Raw genomic sequence first — 21,333 nt, forward strand, 5'->3', positions numbered from 1 at the left:
CCTCCGTCCCGGTTCCCTTGCGCGGCAGTTCTGCGGGTCGTGCGGCCCTAGCGCGCCACCCCCCGGCGTTCCCGCGCCGGCATGCCCGTGACGTCCATCAGGACGCCGATCATGCGGGCGCGGACGCCCGCGTCATCGGTGACGGTGGTGGCGCGGCAGCGCACCCACATCTCGCGGCCGTCGGCGGCGAGCAGCCGGTGCTCCAGGTCGAGCGGCTCGGCGGCTCCGGCGAGCTGCCGGGCGATGGCCGTCTGCACGGTCCGTACGTCCTGGGGGTGCACCCGTCCGGTCCACTCCTCGATGCCGGTGCACGCGGTGTCGTCGGGCAGGCCGACCAGGGCACGCCAGGTGCGGGAGTAGAAGACCTGGCCGGTGGCGATGTCCCAGTCCCAGGTGCCCTCCAGCGCCACGTCCTGGACCAGCGCGTTGCGCTCGACCTCGGTGCGCAGGTCGAGCACGAGCGCCCGTTCCCGGTACGCGGCCTCCGCGAGCGCCGCCTGCTGCCGCTGCAGCGAGGTGAGGCGGTCCTCCCGGTCGAGCGCGACGGCGACCATCGCCGCCCAGTGGTCGAACTTGTCGCGGGAGCTGGTGGCATGGATGTCCACGCCGCCCCCGATCGCGAGCATCCCCCAGTCGCTCTGGTCGAACGTCACCGGCACGACGAACACCACGCCCTCGCCGGCCAGAGCGGGGGGCGGGAACTTGCTCACCGGCACGTGCGTGCCCACCAGGGCGGTCGCCTTCCGGGAGGCCGCGGTGGTGCCGACGATCTCGAGCGTCCGTGCCCCGTTCACGGGTCCGGACGCCGGCGACGCGCCGGGTGCCGGCGCACCCTCGGAGCTTGTCCACAGGGCCAGCGTGGCTGGACCGGTGTGCCCGCGCGGGAGCCAGGTGAGCGCGCGGATCGCCCGGCCGTCGGCGTGCAGCAGGTCGAGGTCGAGCTCGTACTGGTCGGTGATCGTGCGCTCGAGCCGGCCGGACCGGGCCAGCAGGGTCTGCGTGCACCCGGCGCTGAAGGCGACCAGCACGTCGGTCCCGGTCTGCGTGACCGCGCGGGCGCGGGCGGCGCGGCTGGGGGCGCGGGGTGCCTTGGCCGCGGGGTCGCCGCTCCCGCCGACGGCGCTCGTCCGCTCGCCGCTCCCGCCGACCGCGCTCGTCCGCTCGCCGGGGACCGCCGGCACCTCGCCCCGTCTGACCTGCTGGCGGAACTCCTCCTCCACCGACCGCAGCGCGGGGATGAGCTGCTCGATCGCCTCTGGATGGGGCCGTAGCGCACGTGTGCTCTCGGCGAGACTGGTGAGCGTGGCCTGCGTGGGCGGCTGGCCCAGCGCTGCCGCGCTGCGGAACACGCGCTGCACGCCGCGCAGCCACGAGTCGAGGTCGGCGCCGGGCCCGAGGCGGGCCTCCGCGCCGTCGAAGGTCGCGCGCGCCACCTCGCCGAGCCGCCGCCACGCCGTCGAACCCTCCTGCGCGGGCGGCCCTTCGAGGAGCGCGCCCGTGCGCGCGTCGAGACAGCCGCACGACTCGCGCGTCACGAGGGTCGAGCGCGACAGGTGCTGGCCCGCTACGCGCTCGCCCCGGATCCGGGCGAGCAGCAGCGAGACGGCGAGCTCCCCGACCTGGTCGTGGTGCGGGTCCACCGACGCGAGCCGGGGCCGCACGCGGGCGCCCGCCTCGGAGTGGTCGAACCCGACGATCGCCTGGTCACCCGGGAGCGACAGGCCCTGGGCCTGCAGCGCACGGGAGAACCCGATCGCGTTGCGGTCCGTCGCGGCGAACGTCGCCGTCGTCGGCAGCCCCGGACCGCCCACGACGGCCTGCGCGACGGTGGCGGCGCTCGCCTCCTGGTTGTCGGCGGTGCGGTAGAGCCACTCGGGCCGTGGCGTGATGCCGTGCGCGAGCAGCGTGGCGAGGTAGGCCTCGTGGCGCTGGACGATGTCGGCCTGCCGCAGGCTGCCGAGGAACCCGATCTGCCGGTGTCCGTGCGCGATGAGGTGTTCGACGGCGGCGCGTGTGCCGCCCTCGTTGTCCGGGGTCACCACCGGGGCGTCGATGCTCGTCGTACGCCCGCTGATCAGCACGACCGGCGTGCCGTCCTCCTCGATCCGGAGCAGCGTCGCCTCGTTCACTGCCGAGGTGATGACGATGACGCCGTCGACCTGCCCGAGGCTCACGGACGCCGTGCCCGGTGGCCGGTCCGGGAACTGCTCGCGTTCCAGGTCCGCCGGGTAGGTCTGCACCGCTACCACGCGGTGCCCGTCCGGCCGGACGGTGCGTGCGATCCCGGCGAGCACCCGGCCGAAGTAGTAGCCGCCGACCACCGGGGACAGCACCCCGATCACATACCTGCGCTTTCCAATGAACATGCAAATACACCCGTCTTCGTTGACGCTGTGCAAAATTCACCCGAGGGTGCATGCTACGTGGTTATGGTCCCAACGTCGCGACCGAATGATCCTGAACTGTCAGAATTTTCAACTCATCGGCGCCGGCCGACAATTGTTGACGTCGCCAGGGCTGCCGGCGTGTCCACGGCGGTCGTCTCGTACACCCTGAACGGGCGCAGCGGGGTCTCGCCGACGACCCGTGAACGGGTGCTCCGGGTCGCGGACGAGCTGGGCTGGCGTCCTGCGACGGCCGCCCGGTCGCTCCGCAGCGGCCCGGCGGCGGCGGCCCTCGTCGTCGTGCACGACCAGCCGTTCGGCACGCGTGCGGCGTTCCCGCTCGACCTCGTGGCGGGGGCGCTCCAGACCCTCGGGCCGGACACGCTCACGCTCGCCGTGCACGTCGCGGAGTCGCCGGCGGACGCCGCCCAGCTCATGGACCGCTGGTGGACCGAGCGCCGCTACGCGGCCTTCGTCGTCACCGGTGTCCGGAGGGACGACGCCCGGCTCGCCGCCCTGCGCACCCTCCCTGCGCCGACCGTGGTGGTGGGTGCTGTCGCCGACGGCGCCCCCGCCACCTGGCAGCACGTGGTCCTGGACGACGGCGACGCGTTCGCGCAGGTGGGTGTCTTCCTCGCCGAGCTGGGGCACCGGCGGATCGCGATGGTCGCCGGGTCGGAGCATCTCCTCGCACCGGTCCGCCGCGCCGCCGCCCTGGAGGCGTCCCTCGTGCGGTACGGCATAGAGCTGCGCACGGTCGCGGGTGATGGCCCCGAGCGGGCGTCGGCGGCGCTGCGCCCGCTGCTCTCGGCGAGCGACCGCCCCACGGCGATCGTGACCGACGACGACGCCACCGCCGGGCTGGTCCTGGACGTCGCCCGACGGCTGGGCCTCGGCGTGCCGTGGGACCTGTCGGTGGTGGCAGGGACCGACTCGCCGGCGTGCTACCTGACGACGCCGTCGCTCACCGCGGTGCCGTACCCCGTCGAGGAGCTCGGCCGGGCCACCGGCTGGGCCCTGCGCGCGGCGCTCGGTACCGCCGTGTCCCGGCGTGCGGTGGGGGTGGACCCGACGGAGGGCGAGGCGCCGCCGTCGGGCACCGTGCCGGTCGGCAGGCTCGTCGTGCGCGGCTCGACCGCGCCTCCGGCCGGAGACTAATCGTTTAAGGCGGTTCTGCCGCAGCCAAACGGTAGGCAAAGTAGCGACATGCCACGGCGGAACGAGCCGCCGCGGTGCGCGTGTCGCCAACGGCCTCCTGTGCCGGTGCGGACGCGCTCGGTACGGCCAACGGAGGTCACCGTGTCCACAGCACAACGCCGCACGCGCGGCACATCCCCACGCAGGTCCCGCACCGTGGCGGCGGCAGCAGTGGGTGCACTCCTCGCAGCGCCAGCACTGGTCGCCGGGAGTGCGCCGGCCGTCGCGCTCGAGGACAACCCGTTCGTCGGGGCTGGGCAGTACGTCAACCCGGACTGGGCGGACCTGGTCGAGACGGCCGCCGGTCAGGTCGGCAACGCGGGCGTCGCCGCCGACATGCTGGCGATCGCCGACGAGCCGACGTCGGTCTGGATGGACCGGATAGCGGCGATCGCGGGCACGGAACGCCAGCACGGCCTGGAGTGGCACCTCGACCAGGCGGATGCCCAGTCCGGTGGCTCGCCCTTCGTGTTCAACGTGGTCATCTACGACCTGCCGGGCCGCGACTGCCACGCCCTCGCCTCGAACGGAGAGCTGCCGGCCACCGCGGCAGGGATGCAGCGGTACAAGACCGAGTACATCGACCCGATCGCCGCGCTGCTGAACCAGCCGGAGTACGAGAACCTGCGGATCGTCGCCACGATCGAGCCGGACTCCCTCCCCAACCTCGTGACCAACCAGTCCGACGCCGACTGCGCGGCCTCGGCGCCGTACTACCGCGAGGGCGTGCGGTACGCGCTGACCGAGCTGTACGAGGTCGGCAACGTGTACTCCTACATCGACGCCGGCCACTCGGGCTGGCTCGGCTGGCCGAACAACTCCAGCGGCGCCGCGCAGGAGTTCGCCAACGTCATCGAGGGCGGCACCTACGGGTGGTCCGCGGTGTCCGGCTTCATCACCAACACGGCGAACACCACGCCGCTCGAGGAGCCATTCCTGCCCAACCCCGAGCTCCAGGTCGGCGGCAGCCCGATCAAGTCGGCCGGCTGGTTCGAGTGGAACCCGGACTTCGACGAGACCGACTGGACGGCGCACCTCTACGACCTGATGGTCGCGCAGGGCGCACCCTCCAGCATCGGCATGCTCATCGACACCGGCCGCAACGGCTGGGGCGGCTCGGCCCGTCCGACGGCGGCCAGCACCTCCACCGACCTCAACACCTACGTGAACCAGTCCAAGGTGGACCGCCGGAACCACCGTGGCGCCTGGTGCAACCCGTCGGGCGCGGGAATCGGCGAGCGGCCCACCGTCACGCCGTCGGGTCACCCCGAGTCCCACCTCGACGCCTACGTCTGGGTGAAGCCCCCGGGTGAGTCGGACGGCGCCTCGACCGAGATCCCGAACGACGAGGGCAAGCGCCTCGACCGGATGTGCGACCCGACGTACCAGTCCAGCGAGCTGGGCGGGAAGCTCACGGGCGCACTGGCGGGCGCGCCCCTGTCGGGCCACTGGTTCCAGGCACAGTTCGAGATGCTGGTCGCCAACGCGTACCCGGCCATCAACCCGACCGATCCCACGGACCCGACGGACCCGACGGACCCGACGGACCCGACCGACCCGACCGACCCGCCGGTCGAGGAGTGCACGGCGGCGGCCTGGAGCGCGTCGGCCGTCTACGTGGGCGGGAACACCGTCTCGCACAACGGCCACGAGTGGCGCGCCAAGTGGTGGACGCAGGGCCAGGCGCCCGCGCCGTCCGAGTGGGGTGTGTGGCAGGACCTGGGCGCCTGCTGACGCGGGACGTTCGCTGACAAGCGGTCTCGGCAGGCTCGACCAACGGTGGTCGAGCCTGCCGAGACCGTCTCGCTGCGTGTCGGAGTCATCTCCACGAAACTCGGGTGACGTTAATATCGCCGCCTGTCGACAGGGGAGTTGTCGTGGCTGAGCGCGTCACGTTCGAGAGCACCACGGGGCCGCGCCTCGCGGGCATCGTCGATCTGCCCGAGGGCGAGGTCCGCGGCTGGGGAGTGTTCTCCCACGGGTTCACGCTGGGCAAGGACTCGCCGGCTGCCGCAAGGATCTGCAAGCAGCTCGCGGTCGAGGGCATCGGGATGCTCCGGTTCGACAACCTGGGCCTGGGCGACTCCGAGGGCGACTGGGGTGACGGCTCGTTCACGCACAAGGTCGCCGACACCGTGCAGGCGTGCCGGTTCATGGCCGACCAGGGGCGGCCGGTCCACCTCCTGGTGGGGCACTCGTTCGGCGGCGCGGCCGTGATCGCGGCCGCCGGGGAGGTCCCGGGCGTGCAGGCGGTCGCGACGATCGGCGCACCGGTCCAGCCGCGGCACGCCGAGCACAACTACGACGCCGTCCTGGGCCGTGTCTTCGACGACGGGCACGCCCAGTGGATGGTGGGCGGGCGGGCGCTGACGCTCAAGCGGCACTTCGTCGAGGACGTCCGGCGGGCCGAGCTGCGCTCGAAGATCCGCGAGATGGGCTCACCGCTGCTGGTCATGCACTCGCCCACCGACAGCACGGTCGACATCTCGAACGCGGGAGAGATCTTCCGGGAGGCGCGGCACCCGCGCTCGTTCGTGTCGCTGGAGGGCGCGGACCACCTGCTCACCGCGCCGGGTCAGGCCAAGCGCGCGGCCCGCATCATCAGCGCCTGGGCGGACCAGTACCTGACGCTCTGACGGCGCGGCGCAGGTCACTGCTCCTGGGCAGCGGGGCGCTCCGGCGCACACGTAGACTCTTCCCGGAATCCCCATCGCCTTTCGCCAGTCAGCTAGGAGCTTTCGTGGGACGCGTTGTCGTCGAGGTCATGCCCAAGCCCGAGATCCTGGACCCCCAGGGCAAGGCTGTGGTCGGAGCGCTGCCGCGCCTCGGCTTCACCCAGTTCTCCGGTGTGCGTCAGGGCAAGCGGTTCGAGCTCGAGGTGGACGGTGAAGTGACGCCCGAGATCCTCGCGGCCGCTCAGGAAGCCGCAGCCACCCTGCTGTCCAACCCGGTGATCGAGGACGTGGTCTCCGTCACCGAGGCCACGGAGGACGCCGACGTCGCCGGTGAGGCGAGCGGCGCGCCGGTGAACGCCTGATGTCGGCGACCGAGCCGACGTCGGCCGCCACGCCGATGCCCGGGATCGAGGACGCCCGCATCGGCGTCATCACGTTCCCCGGCACGCTCGACGACCGTGACGCGGCGCGCGCCATCCGCCTGGCCGGTGCCGAGGCCGTGTCGCTGTGGCACGCCGACGCGTCGCTGCAGGACGTCGACGCCGTGGTGCTGCCCGGTGGCTTCTCGTACGGCGACTACCTGCGCGCCGGTGCGATCAGCCGGTTCGCGCCGGCGATGGCCGCTGTGGTCGACGCCGCCAACGGCGGTATGCCGGTGCTCGGCATCTGCAACGGCTTCCAGGTCCTGACCGAGGCGCACCTGCTGCCCGGCTCGATGGTCAAGAACGACCACCTGCACTTCGTGTGCCGGGAGCAGTCGCTGATCGTCGAGAACGCGCGCACGGCCTGGACCAACGAGTTCCGCCGCGGGCAGCAGATCAAGATCCCGCTGAAGAACCAGGACGGCCAGTTCGTCGCGGACGAGCGCACGCTCGACGAGCTCGAGGGTGAGGGCCGCGTCGTGTTCCGCTACGACGGCTCGAACCCGAACGGCTCCCGCCGCGACATCGCGGGCATCACCAACGACCGCGGCAACGTGGTGGGGCTCATGCCGCACCCGGAGCACGCGGTCGAGGCCGGCTTCGGTCCGGCGTCCGTCGAAGGGCCGCGCGCCGGCGTCGACGGGCTGACGTTCTTCACGTCGGTGCTGTCCTCGCTGGTCCACGCGTGACCGTCGGTCCGGTCCGGGCAGGCGTGCATGGCCGCTGAGGTCCTCGCGGGGATCAGCATCGAGAGTGTCGGCTGGGACCACGGCGAAGCCGTCCGGCTGCGTGCCGAGCAGCAGCGTGAGATCGACGCACGGTACGCGCAGCCGGGCATGCCTCCGGTGGCGTCCGGACCGGACCCGCGCGACCAGGTGGATCCCTCGATCGTGTTCGCGACCCTGCTGCTGCGCGTCGACGGCGAACCTGCCGGGCATGCCGCGATGCGCGACCTGTCGGGCCGCGACGACCACCAGGGCGGCCTGCACCCCGACGGGACCGCCGAGGTCAAGCGCGTGTACGTGGCGCCGGGCTTCCGCGGTCGCGGGTTGTCCCGCACCCTGATGACGGCGGCGGAGGACGTGGCCCGCGCCGCGGGCGTGCGGCACCTGATCCTGGAGAGCGGGCTCATGCAGCCCGAGTCGCTGGGGCTGTACCTGCGGCTGGGCTACGACCCCGTCGAGCCGTTCGGCGTGTTCGCGGACGAGCCCGACTCGCGGTGCTTCGGCAAGTGGCTGGTGCCGGATCCCTCGCGCTCGTCGGTCGAGCCCTCGTCGCTGCCCGAGCCTGTCGGGACCCCGGAGATTCGCGAGGTGCCCTGGGACGACCCCGCCGCCGCAGCGCTGCGCCGCGGCATGTGGGCCTTCCACCAGGAGCGCTATCCAGAGCTCGTACGCGACGTCGAGGCGCGCGGCGGGTACGACATCTTTGATGCCGAGCGAGGGCGCGACGCGCGGGCGACCTTCCTGGCGACGCTCGACGGGCAGCCGGCGGGCTGCGCGACGCTCGCTACGGCGCAGGTGGGGCCCGCGCACCTCACGACCGACCCGCTGATCGGTTATGCCGGGCTCGCGCAGTCGGGCGACGCACTCGGCGCCGAGGACCCGCACGGCTTCGAGATGCGCAGCGTGTTCGTCGACCCGTCCGCCAGGCGGGCAGGTGTCGCGAAGGCCCTGGTCCGGCAGGTCGAGGAGAGTGCCCGACGCCGGGGCGGGCTCGCGCTGTACCTCGTGACGGGCGTCCGGCAGCCCGAGGCGCTGCGGCTCTACGTGCGGCTCGGCTACCGGCCGGTGCTGCCGTTCCCGCCGCACGACGCCCCGGGCGACCCGCTGCTCCTCTTCCTGGGCAAGAAGCTCGTGTAAGTGACGGTCGGCTCGGACGGAGTGTGTCAGGGAGAGACCACACTCCGGAGCTGTGTTGCTGACAGTAGACGCTGTCTACTGTCAGCAACACGGCTCGGGGTGTCCCTGTTTCCCCGGTGCCGACTCGTCAGCGGGCTCACCGCCCCCGCAGGTACTCCAGCTGCGCTCGCACCGACGAGCGGGCCGCGATCAGGACGGACGGGTCGACGTCGGCGTAGACGGCACCCGTCACCACGTCCAGGAGCGTGTCCGGGAGCGGTGACCCGGCGTCGGGCAGCTCCGCCCCGAGGCCCATGAGCGCTGAGCGCACCTGACCCAGCCGCTCCAGGCGGTGCTCGCGGTACGCGTGCACCGCCGAGCCGAGGTCCTGGATCACCGGCCCGTGCCCGGGCAGGCCTAGGACCGGACCCGGCAGGTCCAGCGCGCTCAGCCGGTCGAGCGAGGCCAGGTAGTCGCGCAGCGAGCCGTCCGGCTCGGCCAGCACCGTGGTCCCGCGGCCCAGCACCGTGTCGCCGGTGAGCACCACTGACGACGACCCGTCCGACACCACGAAGCACACCGAGTCCGCAGTGTGGCCGGGCGTGGCCAGCGCCTCGATGCGCAGGCCGGCGATGTCCAGCACCTCGCCGTCGGCCAGGGAGTCGACACCCGCGCCGCCACCGACGCTGAACTCGGGCAGCCCACCCCGCGACGGCGCCCCCGTCAGCTCCCGGAACCTGGCCAGTCCACCCGTGTGGTCCGGATGCCGGTGGGTCACGAGCGCCAGCTCCACCGGGCCGGACCCGGCCAGCGCGGCCAGGTGCGGCTCCAGCAGCGGGCCGGGGTCCACCACCACACAGCCCGACGCGCCGGGCGCACGCAGCACGTACGACCGGGTGCCGTCGAGGGTCATCGGGCCGGGGTTGTCGGCGCGCAGCATCCACACGAAGGGGGCAACGGAGTCCACCGCATCACCTTATCCAGTGGTCAACAGGGGTTGTGCGAGGACGGACTCCGGTGTGAGATCGGTAAATCACCTCCCAAGGTCGAGAGGAACCCCAGGATGTTCGCCATCCACGCCACAGCGCAGCACCCCAGCGCCCGCACAACGGTGCTCCGCGCAGCAACGGCACTCCTCGCAGTGACGGCACTCGCCGTGACGCCCCTGCTCGTGCCCACGCCCGTCTCGGGTGCGGCGTCCGCCGCCGCGAACGCCGAGGTGGTCGTGAGCGCGGGTCCGGTCGTCTTCGTGGAGGACGGCGACACCGCGACCGTCACCGTCACCGTCCAGGCGGACGGCGCGGTCCTCGCCGAGCCGGTCAGTGTCGACTGGCGCACGGGTTCCGGCACCGCGACCGCCGACGCGGACTACGAGGCAGATGCGGGCACCCTCGAGTTCGCGGCGGGTACGCCGTCGGGCACCGAACGCACGATCACCGTCCGGACGAGGGAGTCCGAGGCGGGGGAGACGGCGGAGACCGTCCCCCTGGTGCTGGCGTCGCGTGACGCGGAGGTCTCGACCGACCCCACCGTCGTCGTCCGGGCGCACGGCCTGCCCTACCTGAACGAGCGCCTGCCCGTCGACGAGCGGGTCGCCGACCTCGTGAGCCGGATGACGCTCAAGGAGAAGGTCGGGCAGATGACGCAGGCGGAGCGCGGCAACGTGGCCGGCTCCCCGGCGGTGATCACGGAGCTCGGTCTGGGCTCGATCCTCAGTGGCGGTGGCTCCACACCCGCTGACAACACACCGGAGGGCTGGGCCGACGCGATAGACGGCTTCCAGGAGCGTGCGCTCGCCACCCGCCTGCAGATCCCGCTGCTCTACGGCGTCGACTCCGTGCACGGGCACGGCAACCTGGCCGGCGCGACGATCCTGCCCCACAACATCGGGCTCGGCGCTACGCGCGACCCGCTGCTCGTCGCCAGGGCCGAGCGCATGGTCGCCACCGAGACGCGGGCCACGGGCATCCCGTGGACGTTCGCGCCCTGCCTGTGCGTCGTGCGTGACGACCGCTGGGGCCGGACCTACGAGTCGTTCGGGGAGCACCCGGCGCTGGCGAGCGTGCTCGGCGCGGCAGCGGTGCTCGGGTTCCAGGGCACGCGCCTGGACAGCAGCCGGTCGGTCCTCGCGACGGCCAAGCACTTCGTGGCCGACGGCGACACCGCCTATGGCACGGGCGAGGGCGAGTACACGGTGGACCAGGGCATCACCGAGCAGAGCCGCAGGCACGTCGAGGCCGTGGACCTGCCGCCGTACGCCACGGCGATCGTGGCCGGCGTCGGCTCGGTCATGCCCAGCTACTCCAGCATGGACTGGACCGACGACGGCCTCGGCAACCCCGTGAAGATGCACGCCCACGACGAGCTGATCAACGGGTGGCTCAAGCAGGACCACGGCTTCGACGGGTTCGTCATCAGCGACTACCAGGGCATCCACCAGATCCCGCCGCTCGCGACCGACTCTCCCACCACCCACCAGATCGTCACCAGCGTGAACGCGGGCGTGGACATGTTCATGGAGCCGTCGCAGTTCGAGCGGTTCCACACGCGCCTGGTCGCGGCGGTGCAGGACGGCGCGGTGACGCCGGAGCGCATCGACGACGCCGTGTCCCGGATCCTCGCCGCCAAGTTCGAGCTGGGGCTGTTCGAGGAGCCCTTCGCCGACCGGTCCCACGCGGACGACATCGGCTCGGCCGCGCACCGCGAGATCGCCCGCAAGGCGGTGGCGGAGTCGCAGGTGCTGCTCAAGAACAGCCGGCGCGCGCTGCCGCTGGACGACGACGACAGCATCTACGTGGCCGGCCGCAACGCCGACGACCTCGGCAACCAGGCCGGCGGCTGGACCGGTACCTGGCAGGGCTTCTCGGGCGACGTCACCGAGGGCACCACGATCCTGGAGGGCATCGAGGCCGCGGCCGACGACGTCACCTTCAGCGAGGACGCGTCCGCACCGACCGACGGGGCCGACGTCGGCGTCGTCGTAGTAGGCGAGACCCCGTATGCCGAGGGTTTCGGCGACGTGGGTGGCCCCGAGTGGGCCTGGGACCCGGCCGACGGCGGCGTACCCCGCGAGGAGAAGTCGATGTCCCTCCAGCCCGGCGACGCAGAGATCGTCGAGAAGGTCTGCGCCGAGATCAAGACCTGCGTGGTCCTGATCGTGTCGGGAAGGCCGCAGGTGATCACCGAGCAGCTCGGTTCGATCGACGCCCTGGTCGCCTCCTGGCTGCCGGGCAGCGAGGGTGACGGCGTAGCCGACGTGCTCTTCGGCGAGCGCAGATTCACGGGTCGCCTGCCGCTCTCCTGGCCCCGTTCGGCGGACGACCCGGTGGTCAACGTGGGCGACGAGAACTACAACCCGCTCTTCCCGTTCGGCTGGGGCCTCTCGACAGGCGGCCGCACGTCGACCCTCGACCAGCACCGCCAAGCCCTCCAGAACACGGTCCTGGACCCGACCCACGGCGTCCCGCCGCAGGCCGCAAAGGCGATAGCCAAGTCCGACGTGGCCGAGCTGGAGGGCAAGGAGGCCCAAGCCCTCCGCCTCCTGACAGAGGCGCGCGAAGACTGACCCGACCAGCGGAGCTCAGCGCGCCGAAGCCAGCGCCTGCTCCACGTCCTCGATCAGATCAAGCGTGTCCTCCAGGCCTATCGAGAGCCGCACCGTGGTCTCCGCGATGCCGACGGCGGCGCGCCCCACCGCACCGAGCTTGCGGTGCGTGGTCGTCGCGGGATGCGTGATGAGCGACTTCGCGTCGCCGAGGTTGTTCGAGATGTCGATCACCTGGAGGGCGTCGAGGAACCCGAAGGTCCGCTTCTTCGCGGTCTCGGCGTCCGTGCCCTCCGGTACCGCGAGGTCGAACGTGACCACCGTGCCGCCGCCGCTCATCTGCGCGCGCGCCAGCTCGGCCTGCGGGTGGGAGTCGAGGAACGGGTAGCGCACGGCGCCCACCCCGGGCAGCGCCTCCAGGGCGTGCGCGACGGCGAGCGCGCCGGCGCCCTGCGCCGCGAGCCGCACCGGCAGCGTCTCCAGCCCCTTGATGAGCGTCCACGCGTTGAAGGGCGAGAGCGACGGCCCGGTGTTGCGGATGAACGTCTGGACCGGCCCGGTCACGTACTCGGTGGTGCCGAGGATGGCCCCGCCGAGCACCCGCCCCTGTCCGTCGATGTGCTTGGTCGCGGAGTAGACGACGACGTCGGCGCCCAGCTCCAGCGGCCGCTGCAGCAGCGGGGTGGCGAACACGTTGTCGAGCACCACGGTCGCCCCGGCGGCGTGCGCGAGGTCGGCGACGGCACGCACGTCCACGATGTCCTGCATCGGGTTGGAGGGCGTCTCGAAGAACACGACGTCGGCAGGCGTCGAGAGCGCCGCCTCCCACTGGGAGAGCACGTGCCCGTCCACGTAGTCGGTGCGCACACCCCACTTCTTGAAGATCTCCTCGAAGATCACGACGCTGGACCCGAACAGGGCCCGGGCCGCGACGATCCGCGATCCGGACTGCACGAGCGCGGCGAGCGACGTGAACACCGCGGACATCCCTGTCGCCGTCGCGTAGCAGGCCTCAGCGCCCTCCAGCAGGCGCAGGCGCTCCTCGAACGTGTGGACCGTCGGGTTGCCGTAGCGCGAGTAGACGAACCGGTCGATGTCGCCGGCGAACGCGGCCTCCGCCTCGGCCGCCGAGTCGTAGACGTAGCCCTGGGTGAGGAACAGCGCCTCGCCCGTCTCCTGGAACTCGGTCCGCTGGTGCCCGCCGCGCACGGCGAGCGTCGCGGGCCGGACGTTCCGGGGCAGCGGCTTGCGGCCTGACCCACCGGGGATCGCGTCGGCCGGGAAGGCTCCGGTGACCGTCACTGGGCGCCCTCCGTCCAGGGCAGCCCGGCGACCTTCCAGCCCTGCTGGTCGCGGACGCCGTCGGCTCCCGGTGCGCCCTCGAAGCCCTCCAGCACGTTGTACGACGGCGCGATGCCGGCCGCCGTGGCGAGCCGTGCCGCGCCGATCGAACGCTGGCCGGAGCGGCACAGGAAGACGACGGGGCCGTCTGTGACGCCCGCGGCCTTGAGCTCCTCCAGGAACTGCTGGTTGGGGCGGCCACCGGCACGCACCCACTCGCTGAACACCGGCTGCTTCTCGAGGGATGCCGTGTCGGGGATGCCGATCGCGCGCCACTCGCCCTCGGTGCGGACGTCCACGAGGGTGGCGGCCGGGTCGGCGGCGAGCAGGTCCCAGGCCTCCTGGGGCGTGATGTCGCCGGCGTAGCCGTCGGCGGGGCGGGCTTCGACGTGCGCGGGGACGCTCATGTGCTCCTCCATCGGTCGTGGCGGTAGCACCCTCGTCCGTTCTCGCCAGGGGCGGGAACGCTGGGTTGCTGCGGCGTCGTCGTGCCACGTCACTCGGCCGCTCGGGATGGTCGCTGTGATCCTACGACACCACGTCCGGTAGGTGGGATGCCGTCTCGCACACTGGTCGGGATATCGTCCCGGGTGTGGATGGCACTGTGGACAAGTCTGTGGAAGCTGTGGATGACGCTGTGGATGATGCTGTGGACGAGCAGGAGCTGACCGGCGGGAACACCACCGGCGTCGTACGGATCGGCGACAGCGTCCACCGGGAGGCGGGCCCCTGGACGCCCACGATCCAGCGCCTGCTCGCCCATGTCCGCGCCGCCGGGATGACCGAGGTCCCCGCACCGCTCGGCCTCGACGGCCAAGGCCGGGAGATCGTCTCGTACCTGCCCGGCGACGTCCCAGGCTGGCCCGCTCCGGCGTGGCTCTGGTCCGAGGACGTCCTGGCCGAGGCGGGCCGCTTCCTGCGGCGTTTCCACGACGCGACCGCCGGGTTCCCCCGGTCGGACGCCGTCTGGCGTCTCCCGGCGACCGAGCCCGCCGAGGTGATCTGCCACAACGACGCCGCGCCGTACAACATGGTCTTCCGCGACGGCCGTCTCACGGGCCTGTTCGACCTCGACACCGCTTCGCCCGGCCCGCGGGTCCGCGACCTGGCGTACCTCGCCTACCGGATCGCGCCGTTCTCTGCGGACGCCTTCGCGGGCGTCGCCTACGACATCGGGCGCGTGGACCCGATGGCGCGGCTCGACACGCTGACCGAGGCGTACGGGACTCCGTTCCGGCGCGGGGAGGTGCTGGCCGCGATGGTCGACAAGCTTCACGACCTGGCCGGCTGGTCGGAGGCCCGGGCGGAGGCTGACGGACCGGCCGAGCTGCGGGAGCACGCCGCGATGTACCGGGCCGACGCCGACCGGATCGCCGCCCTCATCTCACAGCCAGGGCGACCGAATCGTGAGACCAATATCTGAGACGAGCGTTGACAGGGATTTTGCCGGAGCACAGGATGACGTCAGGTCATGAGTGCCAGCGTCAAGCCCCGGCTCGCTGGTCGGCAACCCTCCTACCGCGGTGGGGTGCCCCGGGTGACGACCTGGCCGCGCGCAGCCGCGCGTGGCAAGCGCGGGGGATCTTCCCCCAGGACTGTGCTGGAGGACGTCATGTCTGCAACCACCCTCACCCGTGACGACGCGGTCGCCGACGTCGCCCCGCTGCGGCCCGTGGTCGGCGGCGCGACCCTCGTCCCGCTGGTCGACGGCAGCCGGGTCCCGTACGCGAACCTCGACGTCGCCGCGTCGGCACCTGCCCTGCAGGCCGTGGCCGACCGTGTCACCCAGGTACTGCCCCTGTACGCGAGCGTGCACCGCGGCGCCGGGTACCTCTCCCAGGTGAGCACCGCGCTCTACGAGACCGCCCGGCGCACCATCGGAGCGTTCGTGGGCGCCCGCGAGGACGACCTGACGATCATCACGCGGAACACCACCGACTCCCTGAACCTGCTCGCGGGCTGCGTCCCGGCGCAGCCCGACGGCGAGCCCGGCCGCGTGCTCGTCCTCGACGTCGAGCACCACGCGAACCTGCTGCCCTGGCAGCGCGGCACGGACGCGACCGTCCTGACCGGCGGCGCGACGGTCGCCGAGACGCTCGACCAGATCCGCGAGGAGCTTATCGACGCCGCCGCAGCGGAACGCCCGTTCGCCCTCCTCGCCCTCACCGGCGCCTCCAACGTGACGGGGGAGTCGCTCCCGGTCGACAAGATCGTCGCCGTCGCCCACGAGCTCGGCGCCCGCGTCGTGCTCGACGGCGCCCAGCTCGTCCCCCACCGCCGCATCTCCCTGGAGACCACCGGCGTCGACTACCTCGCCTTCTCCGGGCACAAGACCTACGCCCCGTTCGGCGCGGGCGCGCTGGTGGGCCGCCGCGACTGGCTCGACGCCGGCACGCCGTACCTCGCCGGTGGCGGCGCCGTGCGGCGCGTGCGCGTCGCTGGCACCGAATGGCACGAGGGCCCCGCCCGGCACGAGGCGGGATCTCCCAACGTCATCGGTGCGGTGGCCCTCGCCGCGGCGTGCGAGGAGCTCGCCGCGCTCGCCCCCGCCGACGTCGCGGCGCACGAGAACGCGCTCCGCCGCCGCCTCGTGTCGGGGCTCGAGGCGATCGACCGCGTCGAGGTCGTGCGCGTGTGGGCCGACGCCGTCGACCCGGTAGGCGTCGTGACGTTCACCGTGGCGGGCTACGACCCCGGCCTCGTGGCCGCCTACCTGTCCGCCGAGCACGGGATCGGCGTGCGCGACGGCCGGTTCTGCGCCCACCCGCTGCTCGGCCGCCTCGGGTTCGACGCCGGTGCGGTGCGCGCCTCGGTCGGTGTCGGCACCGCGGGCGAGGAGGTCGAGCGCCTGATCGCGGCATTGGGCCGGCTGGTGGCCGAGGGCCCGCAGGCCGGGTACGACGTCGTCGACGGGCTCTGGGTCGTGACCGACGACCCGCGCCCCGTCCCGGAGGGCTCGGGTCTCGCGGGCCTGCTGGCGACCGCTGCCCTGGGCTTCGACGAGGACTTCGGCTGCCTCCCGGACGTGGACTGACCTACGGTTCGGCGTCAGACCGGGAACATCCGCGGGCGGGGGAGCTCCGCCTCCAGCTGCGCGGCCAGGGCCAGCAGCGTGAGCTCGCCGCCCGGCCGCCCGATGATCTGCACGCCCATCGGCAGCCCGGCAGGCGCCTCGGGGGTGGCCTCGGTCCAGTGCGTCGGCACGGTGATCGCGGGCAGCCCCGCGACGTTGAGCATCGACGTGAACGGCGTGTACTGGCACTGCTGCTCGAAGTTCCGCTCGGGGTCCTCGGCGTCGTACCACCCGATGGGCCGGGGCGTGAGGGCGAGCGCGGGCGTGATCACGGCGTCGTACGCGCTCACCTGGGCCACGAGGGACCGTTCGAAGGCGGTGAGCGTGCGCACCGCCTCGGCGAGCTGCCGCGCGGGCACGTCGCGTCCCGACCGGATCAGCCACTGCGTCAGCGGCTCCAGCCTGCCGAGCGTCTCGGGGTCGTCGATCGGCACCGCGGAGGCGCCGCCCATCCACAGGGTCCGGAACGCCGGCGCGTACTCGGGGGCCCGCGCCAGCGTGGTCTCCTCGACGTCGTGCCCGAGCCCGGACAGCGCCCGCGCGCCGACCTCGAGCGCGACGCGTGCCTCGGGTGACACGCTGATGTCGTAGAACCCGTCCCAGGCCGACGAGGTGGTCACGCCGATGCGTGCGCCGCTGCCTCCCGGCCCGCGTCCGCCCGTTCCCGGCGCGGGCAGCGCCGCGTGCTGGGCCGCCGCCAGGTAGGACCCCGCCTCGTAGGACGGCGCCCGCAGCGAGTACGGGTGCGCGACGTCGCCCCCGGCGCGCCTCGGGAGCATCGCCTCCAGCAGGAGGGCGGTGTCGGCGACCGTGCGTGCGATCGGTCCGTTCACGACCAGCCCGCCCAGCGAGTCGACGCCGCTGCCGGCGGGCAGGAGCCCTCGCGTCGGCTTGAGCCCGACGACGCCGCAGGCCGCCGCCGGGATCCGGATCGATCCGCCGCCGTCGGACCCGGGGGCGAACGGCAGCATGCCGGCCGCCACCGCCGCGGCCGCACCACCGCTCGAACCGCCGGCGCCGCGGGTCAGGTCCCACGGCGTGCGCGCGGGCGGGGTGTGGACCGGCTCGGTGTAGGCAGGGAAACCGAGCTCGGGCGCTGCGGTCTTACCGAGGCTGACGATGCCGGCGGCGTCGAGGATCTGGACTATCTCGTCGCTCTCCTGGGCCGGCGGCAGGTCCGCGAACGCGCGCGACCCGAACCCGGTGGGTACGCCCGCGCGGTTCCACAGGTCCTTGTCGCCCGTGGGTAGTCCCCACAGGCTGCCTGACGCCGGGGGCGCGTCACGGCGCGGCCCGTCGCCGTCCCGCTGGAGTGCTGCCGCCCGCTCCCTGGCGAGCTCCGGGGTGACCGTGGCGAAGGCCCCGACGCTGGGGTTCAGCCGCTCCACCCGCTCGAGGAAGTGGTCGGTGATCTCGGCGGGTGTGAGCTCCCCTGAGGCGAGGAGGTCGCGGAGCTCGACGGCGGTCCGCTCATGCAGGGCATCCATCCGGCCAGGCTATGTGTTCCGCCACCGCCGGCCGGGCGCTCGACCGCGGCGCGGAGAAAGATCCTGAATGTCGTAAAGGCGTGGCGCGGCGGCAAATCCTGTCGCGCAGAATGCGCTTCTCCGGCATATGTTCGTGGAGTGCTGTCACCTATTTAGGCGCCACAGAGGTGTGCCAGAGGTGACGAGAAAGATCTCGAAGGGGGAGAGAACTATGCCATTCCTGAATGCAGGTCTCGTTGTGCCGGGCGCGGTCGACTGGCTGGAGCCGCTCACGAGCGCTCTCAGGTCGATCGCAACCTTCATCCCGAAGCTGCTCGTGTTCCTGATCGTTTTCCTCATCGGGTACTTCATCGCCAAGGCGGTCGCCCGGTTCGTCGGGATGATCCTGACGCGGATCGGCTTCAACCGGGTGCTGGAGAAGGCAGGGGCCAACAGGCTCCTCGCCGGCTCGGGCATCGAGCCGATCTCGCTGCTCACGAAGATCATCTACTACTTCATCCTGCTGATCACGCTGCAGCTCGCGCTGAGCGCGTTCGGGCCCACCAACCCGGTGAGCGCGATCGTGAACGACATAGTCGCCTGGCTCCCGAGCCTGGTCGTCGCCATCGTGATCGTCGTGATCGCCGGTGCGATCGCGAATGCGGTGAAGGACCTAATTCTCAACTCGATGGGCGGCGTTTCCTACGGCCCGCTCGTCGCGAAGGTGGTCTCGTTCTTCATCATCGCGCTCGGTGTTATCGCCGCGGTCAACCAGATCGGCATCGGCACCACTGTGACAATGCCGGTGCTCGTGGCATTCCTGGCTACCGTGGCGGGAATTCTGATCGTCGGTGTCGGCGGTGCGCTGATCGGCCCGATGCGTTCGCGTGTCGAAGGCGTCCTCGACAACCTGTCGGGTGGTGGCGCCGCCGCTGTCACCCCGGTCGCCCAGCCGGTCGCCACCCCGGGCGCCGCGCCCGGCGCAGCCCCCGGTACGTCGGGTTCGTTCGCGCCACCGCCGCGCGACGTCTGATCGCCTGACCAGCCGGCACACCACGACGCCGGGGTCGCACCGTCCAGGACGGTACGACCCCGGCGTCGTCGTGTGCGGCTCAGAAGTCGCGGTTGTCCTGCACCGACGTCACGCGGGTGCCGTCCGTACCGAACTCCCGGTTGTCGCCCATGTCTCGGTTGTCGGCCGAGGCTGATGCAGCACCCAGGATGCCGACGGCCGCGGTGAGGACAGCTGCGGCGCCGGCGGCAGCGATTCGTGCAGACTTCTTCATGGTGCGCCTCCTTCGTTGCCGGAAGGGCGGTCCCCCGGCGCGACCACGTTGAGGCAAGGCGCCCCGCGACTCAACGACTTTTGGCTGACGCCGAATGTGCAGGCCTTGGCGGCGCCGCTGTGCTAGGCGTTGCTCAGCAGCTCCTGGGCCGCGCCCACCACCTCGATGAACCGCTCCATGTCCGGCTCGTCCTCCGTCGGCTGGAGGGCCACGGTGCTCGCGCCCGCCTTGCCGTAGCGCCGAACGCCGTCGGCGAGCGCCTCCGCGTCACCCCACAGGGCGTAGGAGCCGAGGGCGTCGTCGTCGGCCACGCCCATGCCCCAGGCGGTGAGCTCGGCGCGCAGGCGGGTGGTCGCGTCGGGGCCGGTCGCGGCGGACACGTTCTGGATGACCGGGAACGGTGCGGCGGCGTCGTGGCCGGCGGCCGCCCGGCCCTCGGCGATCCGCTCGAGCACGGCGGGCAGCCCGGCCAGACCGACGGAGCCCTCGAGGACCACGCCGTCGCCGATCTCGCCGGCGAGGCGCAGCGACTTCGGTCCGGTGGCCGCCACCGGAACCGGCACGGGCTGAGCGGGCGGCCAGTCGAGCGCGACGTCGTCGAGGGACACGTACCGGCCCGACGTCGTGACCCGCTCACCGGCGAGCAGCGCGCGCAGCGCCGTCGAGTACTCCCGCATGAGAGTCAGAGGCGATGCGGCCTTGGCGCCGACCTGCGCCATCCACGACTGCACGCCGTGCCCGATGCCGGGGATGAGCCGGCCCGGGAACATCGCCTCGACCGTCGCCACCTCCATCGCGGTGAGCGCCACGTTCCGCAGGGGCGTCGGCATGACGCCGATCCCGACGCGGACGCGGTCGGTGGCGGACAGGATCGCGCTGGCAACGGAGATGCCGCCGGTCTGGAAGCAGTCCTCCCACAGCCAGATCTCCGCGATGCCCGCCGACTCGACGGCGCGGGCGAGCGGGATGATGCGAGACGGCGGGGTCGAGGGACGGATGATGCACGCCAGTGTGGTCATGGACGCACGCTGTCACGGAGCAGCCCGTCAGATCCAGCCCTTACGTGCGGCGTGCCAGCCGAGCTGGATGCGGGTCGAGACGCCGGCGACGCCCATCAGCACCTTGACGCGCCGTTGCACGGTGCGCAAGGAGAGCCCGAGCTGGTTGGCCACCGACTGGTCGGTGAGACCGGCCAGCATCAGCGCGAGGATCCGGCTGTCCTCCTCGTCGAGCTCCGAGGTCCCGGCGCGCTCGCCCGGCGGTGCGAAGGGCGTCGCGTCGCGCCACACGCTCTCGAACAGGGCGATCAGGGCGTCCAGCAGCCCGGACGGATGGATGATCAGCGCGCCCACCAGGTCGGGTGCGAGGTCGGAACCCTCGGTGCCGGCCTCGACGACGGTCTGGATCGGTACGAACGCGAGCCGGCGGTCGATGATGAAGAGCTTGATCGGCACCCGCTCCGAGAAGCGGACGTCCTCGCCGTTCTCGATGGCCTCTGCGACGTCGTCCACCCGCAGCACGCCGGTGTCGAGGAAGACGCGGTCGATCACCACCCGGTACCGCACGCCGCGGGCGACCGCCTGGTCCTCGGCGGTGTTCTCGTCGGCGGGCATCACGAACACCGGCGGCTTGGTGAACGACTCGACCGTCTCTCGCGCGCCGAGCTGGAGCTGGATGATGCGGTGCTTCACGGCGTCGGCCCCGCGTACGACGTCGACGACGTCGGTGGCCGGCCGCAGCGCGGAGGAGCGTCGGAACTCCTCCTCGAGCTCGATCAGCTCGACCTGCGCGGCGCGGATCTCGTCCTTGCGCTGGGCGAGCAGCGCACCCAGCGCGATCTCGGGCGGGGCGGCCTGGAAGCGGGAGTCGTCGGTGCTCTGCCGGGCCGCGAGGCCGTGGCTCTCCAGCGCACGGAGCACGTCCAGCGCGTCGCCGGGGTCGCAGTCGAGGCGGCGGCCCAGCTCCGCGGCGTCCAGGGACGGAGAAGCCACGAGGTCGCGGTACGCGAGGGACTGCGACTTCGTCAGGCCGAGCACGTCGCCGAGCATGGTGTCCTCCCGCCGGATGAAGTTCGCAGCGCCCTGGTGAGGATACGGGATACCCT

At 72.4% G+C, this 21,333-nt stretch carries 18 protein-coding genes and 1 riboswitch; of the genes, 10 read left to right on the top strand and 8 right to left on the bottom strand.

Annotated elements, in window-relative coordinates; genetic code table 11:
* Positions 1 to 47: 47 nt before the first annotated feature.
* On the bottom strand, positions 48 to 2,366 hold the full coding sequence (locus AB0I32_RS05740; protein WP_357503786.1) for a substrate-binding domain-containing protein: 2,319 nt from the start codon (positions 2,364 to 2,366) through the stop codon (positions 48 to 50).
* A gap of 63 nt (positions 2,367 to 2,429) precedes the next feature.
* Here AB0I32_RS05740 and AB0I32_RS05745 point away from each other — a divergent pair, with 63 nt between their 5' ends.
* The 6 genes from AB0I32_RS05745 (at position 2,430) to AB0I32_RS05770 (ending at position 8,540) form a co-directional block, all read left to right on the top strand.
* On the top strand, positions 2,430 to 3,542 hold the full coding sequence (locus tag AB0I32_RS05745; protein ID WP_357503788.1) for a LacI family DNA-binding transcriptional regulator: 1,113 nt from the start codon (positions 2,430 to 2,432) through the stop codon (positions 3,540 to 3,542).
* 141 nt (positions 3,543 to 3,683) lie between these two features.
* Positions 3,684 to 5,315 (top strand): glycoside hydrolase family 6 protein, encoded by a 1,632-nt coding sequence (locus AB0I32_RS05750; protein WP_357503790.1) that lies wholly within the window; start codon positions 3,684 to 3,686, stop codon positions 5,313 to 5,315.
* A 143-nt stretch (positions 5,316 to 5,458) separates the two neighbouring features.
* Positions 5,459 to 6,217: an alpha/beta hydrolase gene (locus tag AB0I32_RS05755; protein ID WP_357503792.1), complete on the top strand. Its 759-nt coding sequence runs from the start codon at positions 5,459 to 5,461 to the stop codon at positions 6,215 to 6,217.
* A 104-nt stretch (positions 6,218 to 6,321) separates the two neighbouring features.
* Complete coding sequence (gene purS / locus AB0I32_RS05760; RefSeq protein ID WP_357503794.1) at positions 6,322 to 6,618, top strand: phosphoribosylformylglycinamidine synthase subunit PurS; 297 nt, start codon at positions 6,322 to 6,324, stop codon at positions 6,616 to 6,618.
* On the top strand, positions 6,618 to 7,367 hold the full coding sequence (gene purQ / locus AB0I32_RS05765) for a phosphoribosylformylglycinamidine synthase subunit PurQ (protein ID WP_357503796.1): 750 nt from the start codon (positions 6,618 to 6,620) through the stop codon (positions 7,365 to 7,367). The genes purS and purQ overlap by 1 nt, the downstream gene beginning before the upstream one ends.
* Positions 7,368 to 7,394: 27 nt before the next feature.
* A complete protein-coding gene (locus AB0I32_RS05770; protein WP_357503798.1) occupies positions 7,395 to 8,540 on the top strand; it encodes a GNAT family N-acetyltransferase in 1,146 nt (381 codons plus the stop codon).
* Positions 8,541 to 8,676: 136 nt separating this feature from the next.
* Here the strand turns inward: AB0I32_RS05770 and AB0I32_RS05775 are convergent, their stop codons facing one another.
* On the bottom strand, positions 8,677 to 9,459 hold the full coding sequence (locus tag AB0I32_RS05775; RefSeq protein WP_357503919.1) for an MBL fold metallo-hydrolase: 783 nt from the start codon (positions 9,457 to 9,459) through the stop codon (positions 8,677 to 8,679).
* A 123-nt stretch (positions 9,460 to 9,582) separates the two neighbouring features.
* Between AB0I32_RS05775 and AB0I32_RS05780 the strand changes: the two genes are divergently transcribed.
* A complete protein-coding gene (locus AB0I32_RS05780; RefSeq protein ID WP_357503800.1) occupies positions 9,583 to 12,084 on the top strand; it encodes a glycoside hydrolase family 3 N-terminal domain-containing protein in 2,502 nt (833 codons plus the stop codon).
* 15 nt (positions 12,085 to 12,099) lie between these two features.
* Here AB0I32_RS05780 and AB0I32_RS05785 read toward each other — a convergent pair whose 3' ends face one another.
* Entirely contained in the window at positions 12,100 to 13,365 is a 1,266-nt protein-coding gene (locus AB0I32_RS05785; protein WP_357503802.1) for an O-succinylhomoserine sulfhydrylase, read from the bottom strand.
* Positions 13,362 to 13,811 (bottom strand): rhodanese-like domain-containing protein, encoded by a 450-nt coding sequence (locus AB0I32_RS05790; RefSeq protein ID WP_357503804.1) that lies wholly within the window; start codon positions 13,809 to 13,811, stop codon positions 13,362 to 13,364. The genes AB0I32_RS05785 and AB0I32_RS05790 overlap by 4 nt, the downstream gene beginning before the upstream one ends.
* Positions 13,812 to 14,041: 230 nt before the next feature.
* Here AB0I32_RS05790 and AB0I32_RS05795 point away from each other — a divergent pair, with 230 nt between their 5' ends.
* On the top strand, positions 14,042 to 14,827 hold the full coding sequence (locus tag AB0I32_RS05795) for an aminoglycoside phosphotransferase family protein (RefSeq protein ID WP_357503806.1): 786 nt from the start codon (positions 14,042 to 14,044) through the stop codon (positions 14,825 to 14,827).
* A 44-nt stretch (positions 14,828 to 14,871) separates the two neighbouring features.
* A riboswitch (SAM riboswitch) is annotated at positions 14,872 to 14,985 on the top strand.
* Between the two features lie 31 nt (positions 14,986 to 15,016).
* Positions 15,017 to 16,438: an aminotransferase class V-fold PLP-dependent enzyme gene (locus tag AB0I32_RS05800; RefSeq protein WP_357503808.1), complete on the top strand. Its 1,422-nt coding sequence runs from the start codon at positions 15,017 to 15,019 to the stop codon at positions 16,436 to 16,438.
* 14 nt (positions 16,439 to 16,452) lie between these two features.
* On the opposite strand, the gene AB0I32_RS05805 is transcribed toward AB0I32_RS05800, so the two are convergent.
* Complete coding sequence (locus tag AB0I32_RS05805) at positions 16,453 to 17,964, bottom strand: amidase (RefSeq protein ID WP_357503810.1); 1,512 nt, start codon at positions 17,962 to 17,964, stop codon at positions 16,453 to 16,455.
* Positions 17,965 to 18,175: 211 nt separating this feature from the next.
* Between AB0I32_RS05805 and AB0I32_RS05810 the strand changes: the two genes are divergently transcribed.
* A complete protein-coding gene (locus AB0I32_RS05810; protein ID WP_357503812.1) occupies positions 18,176 to 18,976 on the top strand; it encodes a hypothetical protein in 801 nt (266 codons plus the stop codon).
* 79 nt (positions 18,977 to 19,055) lie between these two features.
* Here the strand turns inward: AB0I32_RS05810 and AB0I32_RS05815 are convergent, their stop codons facing one another.
* The 3 genes from AB0I32_RS05815 to AB0I32_RS05825 all read right to left on the bottom strand — a co-directional run bounded on the left by AB0I32_RS05815 (position 19,056) and on the right by AB0I32_RS05825 (position 21,277).
* The gene (locus AB0I32_RS05815) at positions 19,056 to 19,229 is read right to left on the bottom strand and encodes a hypothetical protein (RefSeq protein WP_357503814.1); all 174 of its coding nucleotides are present in this window, start codon (positions 19,227 to 19,229) and stop codon (positions 19,056 to 19,058) included.
* Between the two features lie 122 nt (positions 19,230 to 19,351).
* Complete coding sequence (locus tag AB0I32_RS05820; RefSeq protein ID WP_357503815.1) at positions 19,352 to 20,248, bottom strand: LLM class flavin-dependent oxidoreductase; 897 nt, start codon at positions 20,246 to 20,248, stop codon at positions 19,352 to 19,354.
* 27 nt (positions 20,249 to 20,275) lie between these two features.
* On the bottom strand, positions 20,276 to 21,277 hold the full coding sequence (locus AB0I32_RS05825; protein ID WP_357503817.1) for a helix-turn-helix domain-containing protein: 1,002 nt from the start codon (positions 21,275 to 21,277) through the stop codon (positions 20,276 to 20,278).
* Positions 21,278 to 21,333: the final 56 nt, after the last annotated feature.

The organism is Promicromonospora sp. NPDC050249, from assembly GCF_040656015.1.
Lineage (GTDB): Bacteria > Actinomycetota > Actinomycetes > Actinomycetales > Cellulomonadaceae > Promicromonospora.

Excerpts from the sequence above, each read along its gene's own strand:
- AB0I32_RS05740 (WP_357503786.1), bottom strand. The coding sequence starts at position 2,366 with ATGTTCATTGGAAAGCGCAGGTATGTGATCGGGGTGCTGTCCCCGGTG.
- AB0I32_RS05745 (WP_357503788.1), top strand. The coding sequence starts at position 2,430 with ATGGTCCCAACGTCGCGACCGAATGATCCTGAACTGTCAGAATTTTCA.
- purQ (WP_357503796.1), top strand. The coding sequence starts at position 6,618 with ATGTCGGCGACCGAGCCGACGTCGGCCGCCACGCCGATGCCCGGGATC.
- AB0I32_RS05770 (WP_357503798.1), top strand. The coding sequence starts at position 7,395 with ATGGCCGCTGAGGTCCTCGCGGGGATCAGCATCGAGAGTGTCGGCTGG.
- AB0I32_RS05775 (WP_357503919.1), bottom strand. The coding sequence starts at position 9,459 with ATGCTGCGCGCCGACAACCCCGGCCCGATGACCCTCGACGGCACCCGG.
- AB0I32_RS05780 (WP_357503800.1), top strand. The coding sequence starts at position 9,583 with ATGTTCGCCATCCACGCCACAGCGCAGCACCCCAGCGCCCGCACAACG.
- AB0I32_RS05790 (WP_357503804.1), bottom strand. The coding sequence starts at position 13,811 with ATGAGCGTCCCCGCGCACGTCGAAGCCCGCCCCGCCGACGGCTACGCC.
- AB0I32_RS05800 (WP_357503808.1), top strand. The coding sequence starts at position 15,017 with ATGTCTGCAACCACCCTCACCCGTGACGACGCGGTCGCCGACGTCGCC.
- AB0I32_RS05805 (WP_357503810.1), bottom strand. The coding sequence starts at position 17,964 with ATGGATGCCCTGCATGAGCGGACCGCCGTCGAGCTCCGCGACCTCCTC.
- AB0I32_RS05810 (WP_357503812.1), top strand. The coding sequence starts at position 18,176 with ATGCCATTCCTGAATGCAGGTCTCGTTGTGCCGGGCGCGGTCGACTGG.
- AB0I32_RS05815 (WP_357503814.1), bottom strand. The coding sequence starts at position 19,229 with ATGAAGAAGTCTGCACGAATCGCTGCCGCCGGCGCCGCAGCTGTCCTC.
- AB0I32_RS05820 (WP_357503815.1), bottom strand. The coding sequence starts at position 20,248 with ATGACCACACTGGCGTGCATCATCCGTCCCTCGACCCCGCCGTCTCGC.
- AB0I32_RS05825 (WP_357503817.1), bottom strand. The coding sequence starts at position 21,277 with ATGCTCGGCGACGTGCTCGGCCTGACGAAGTCGCAGTCCCTCGCGTAC.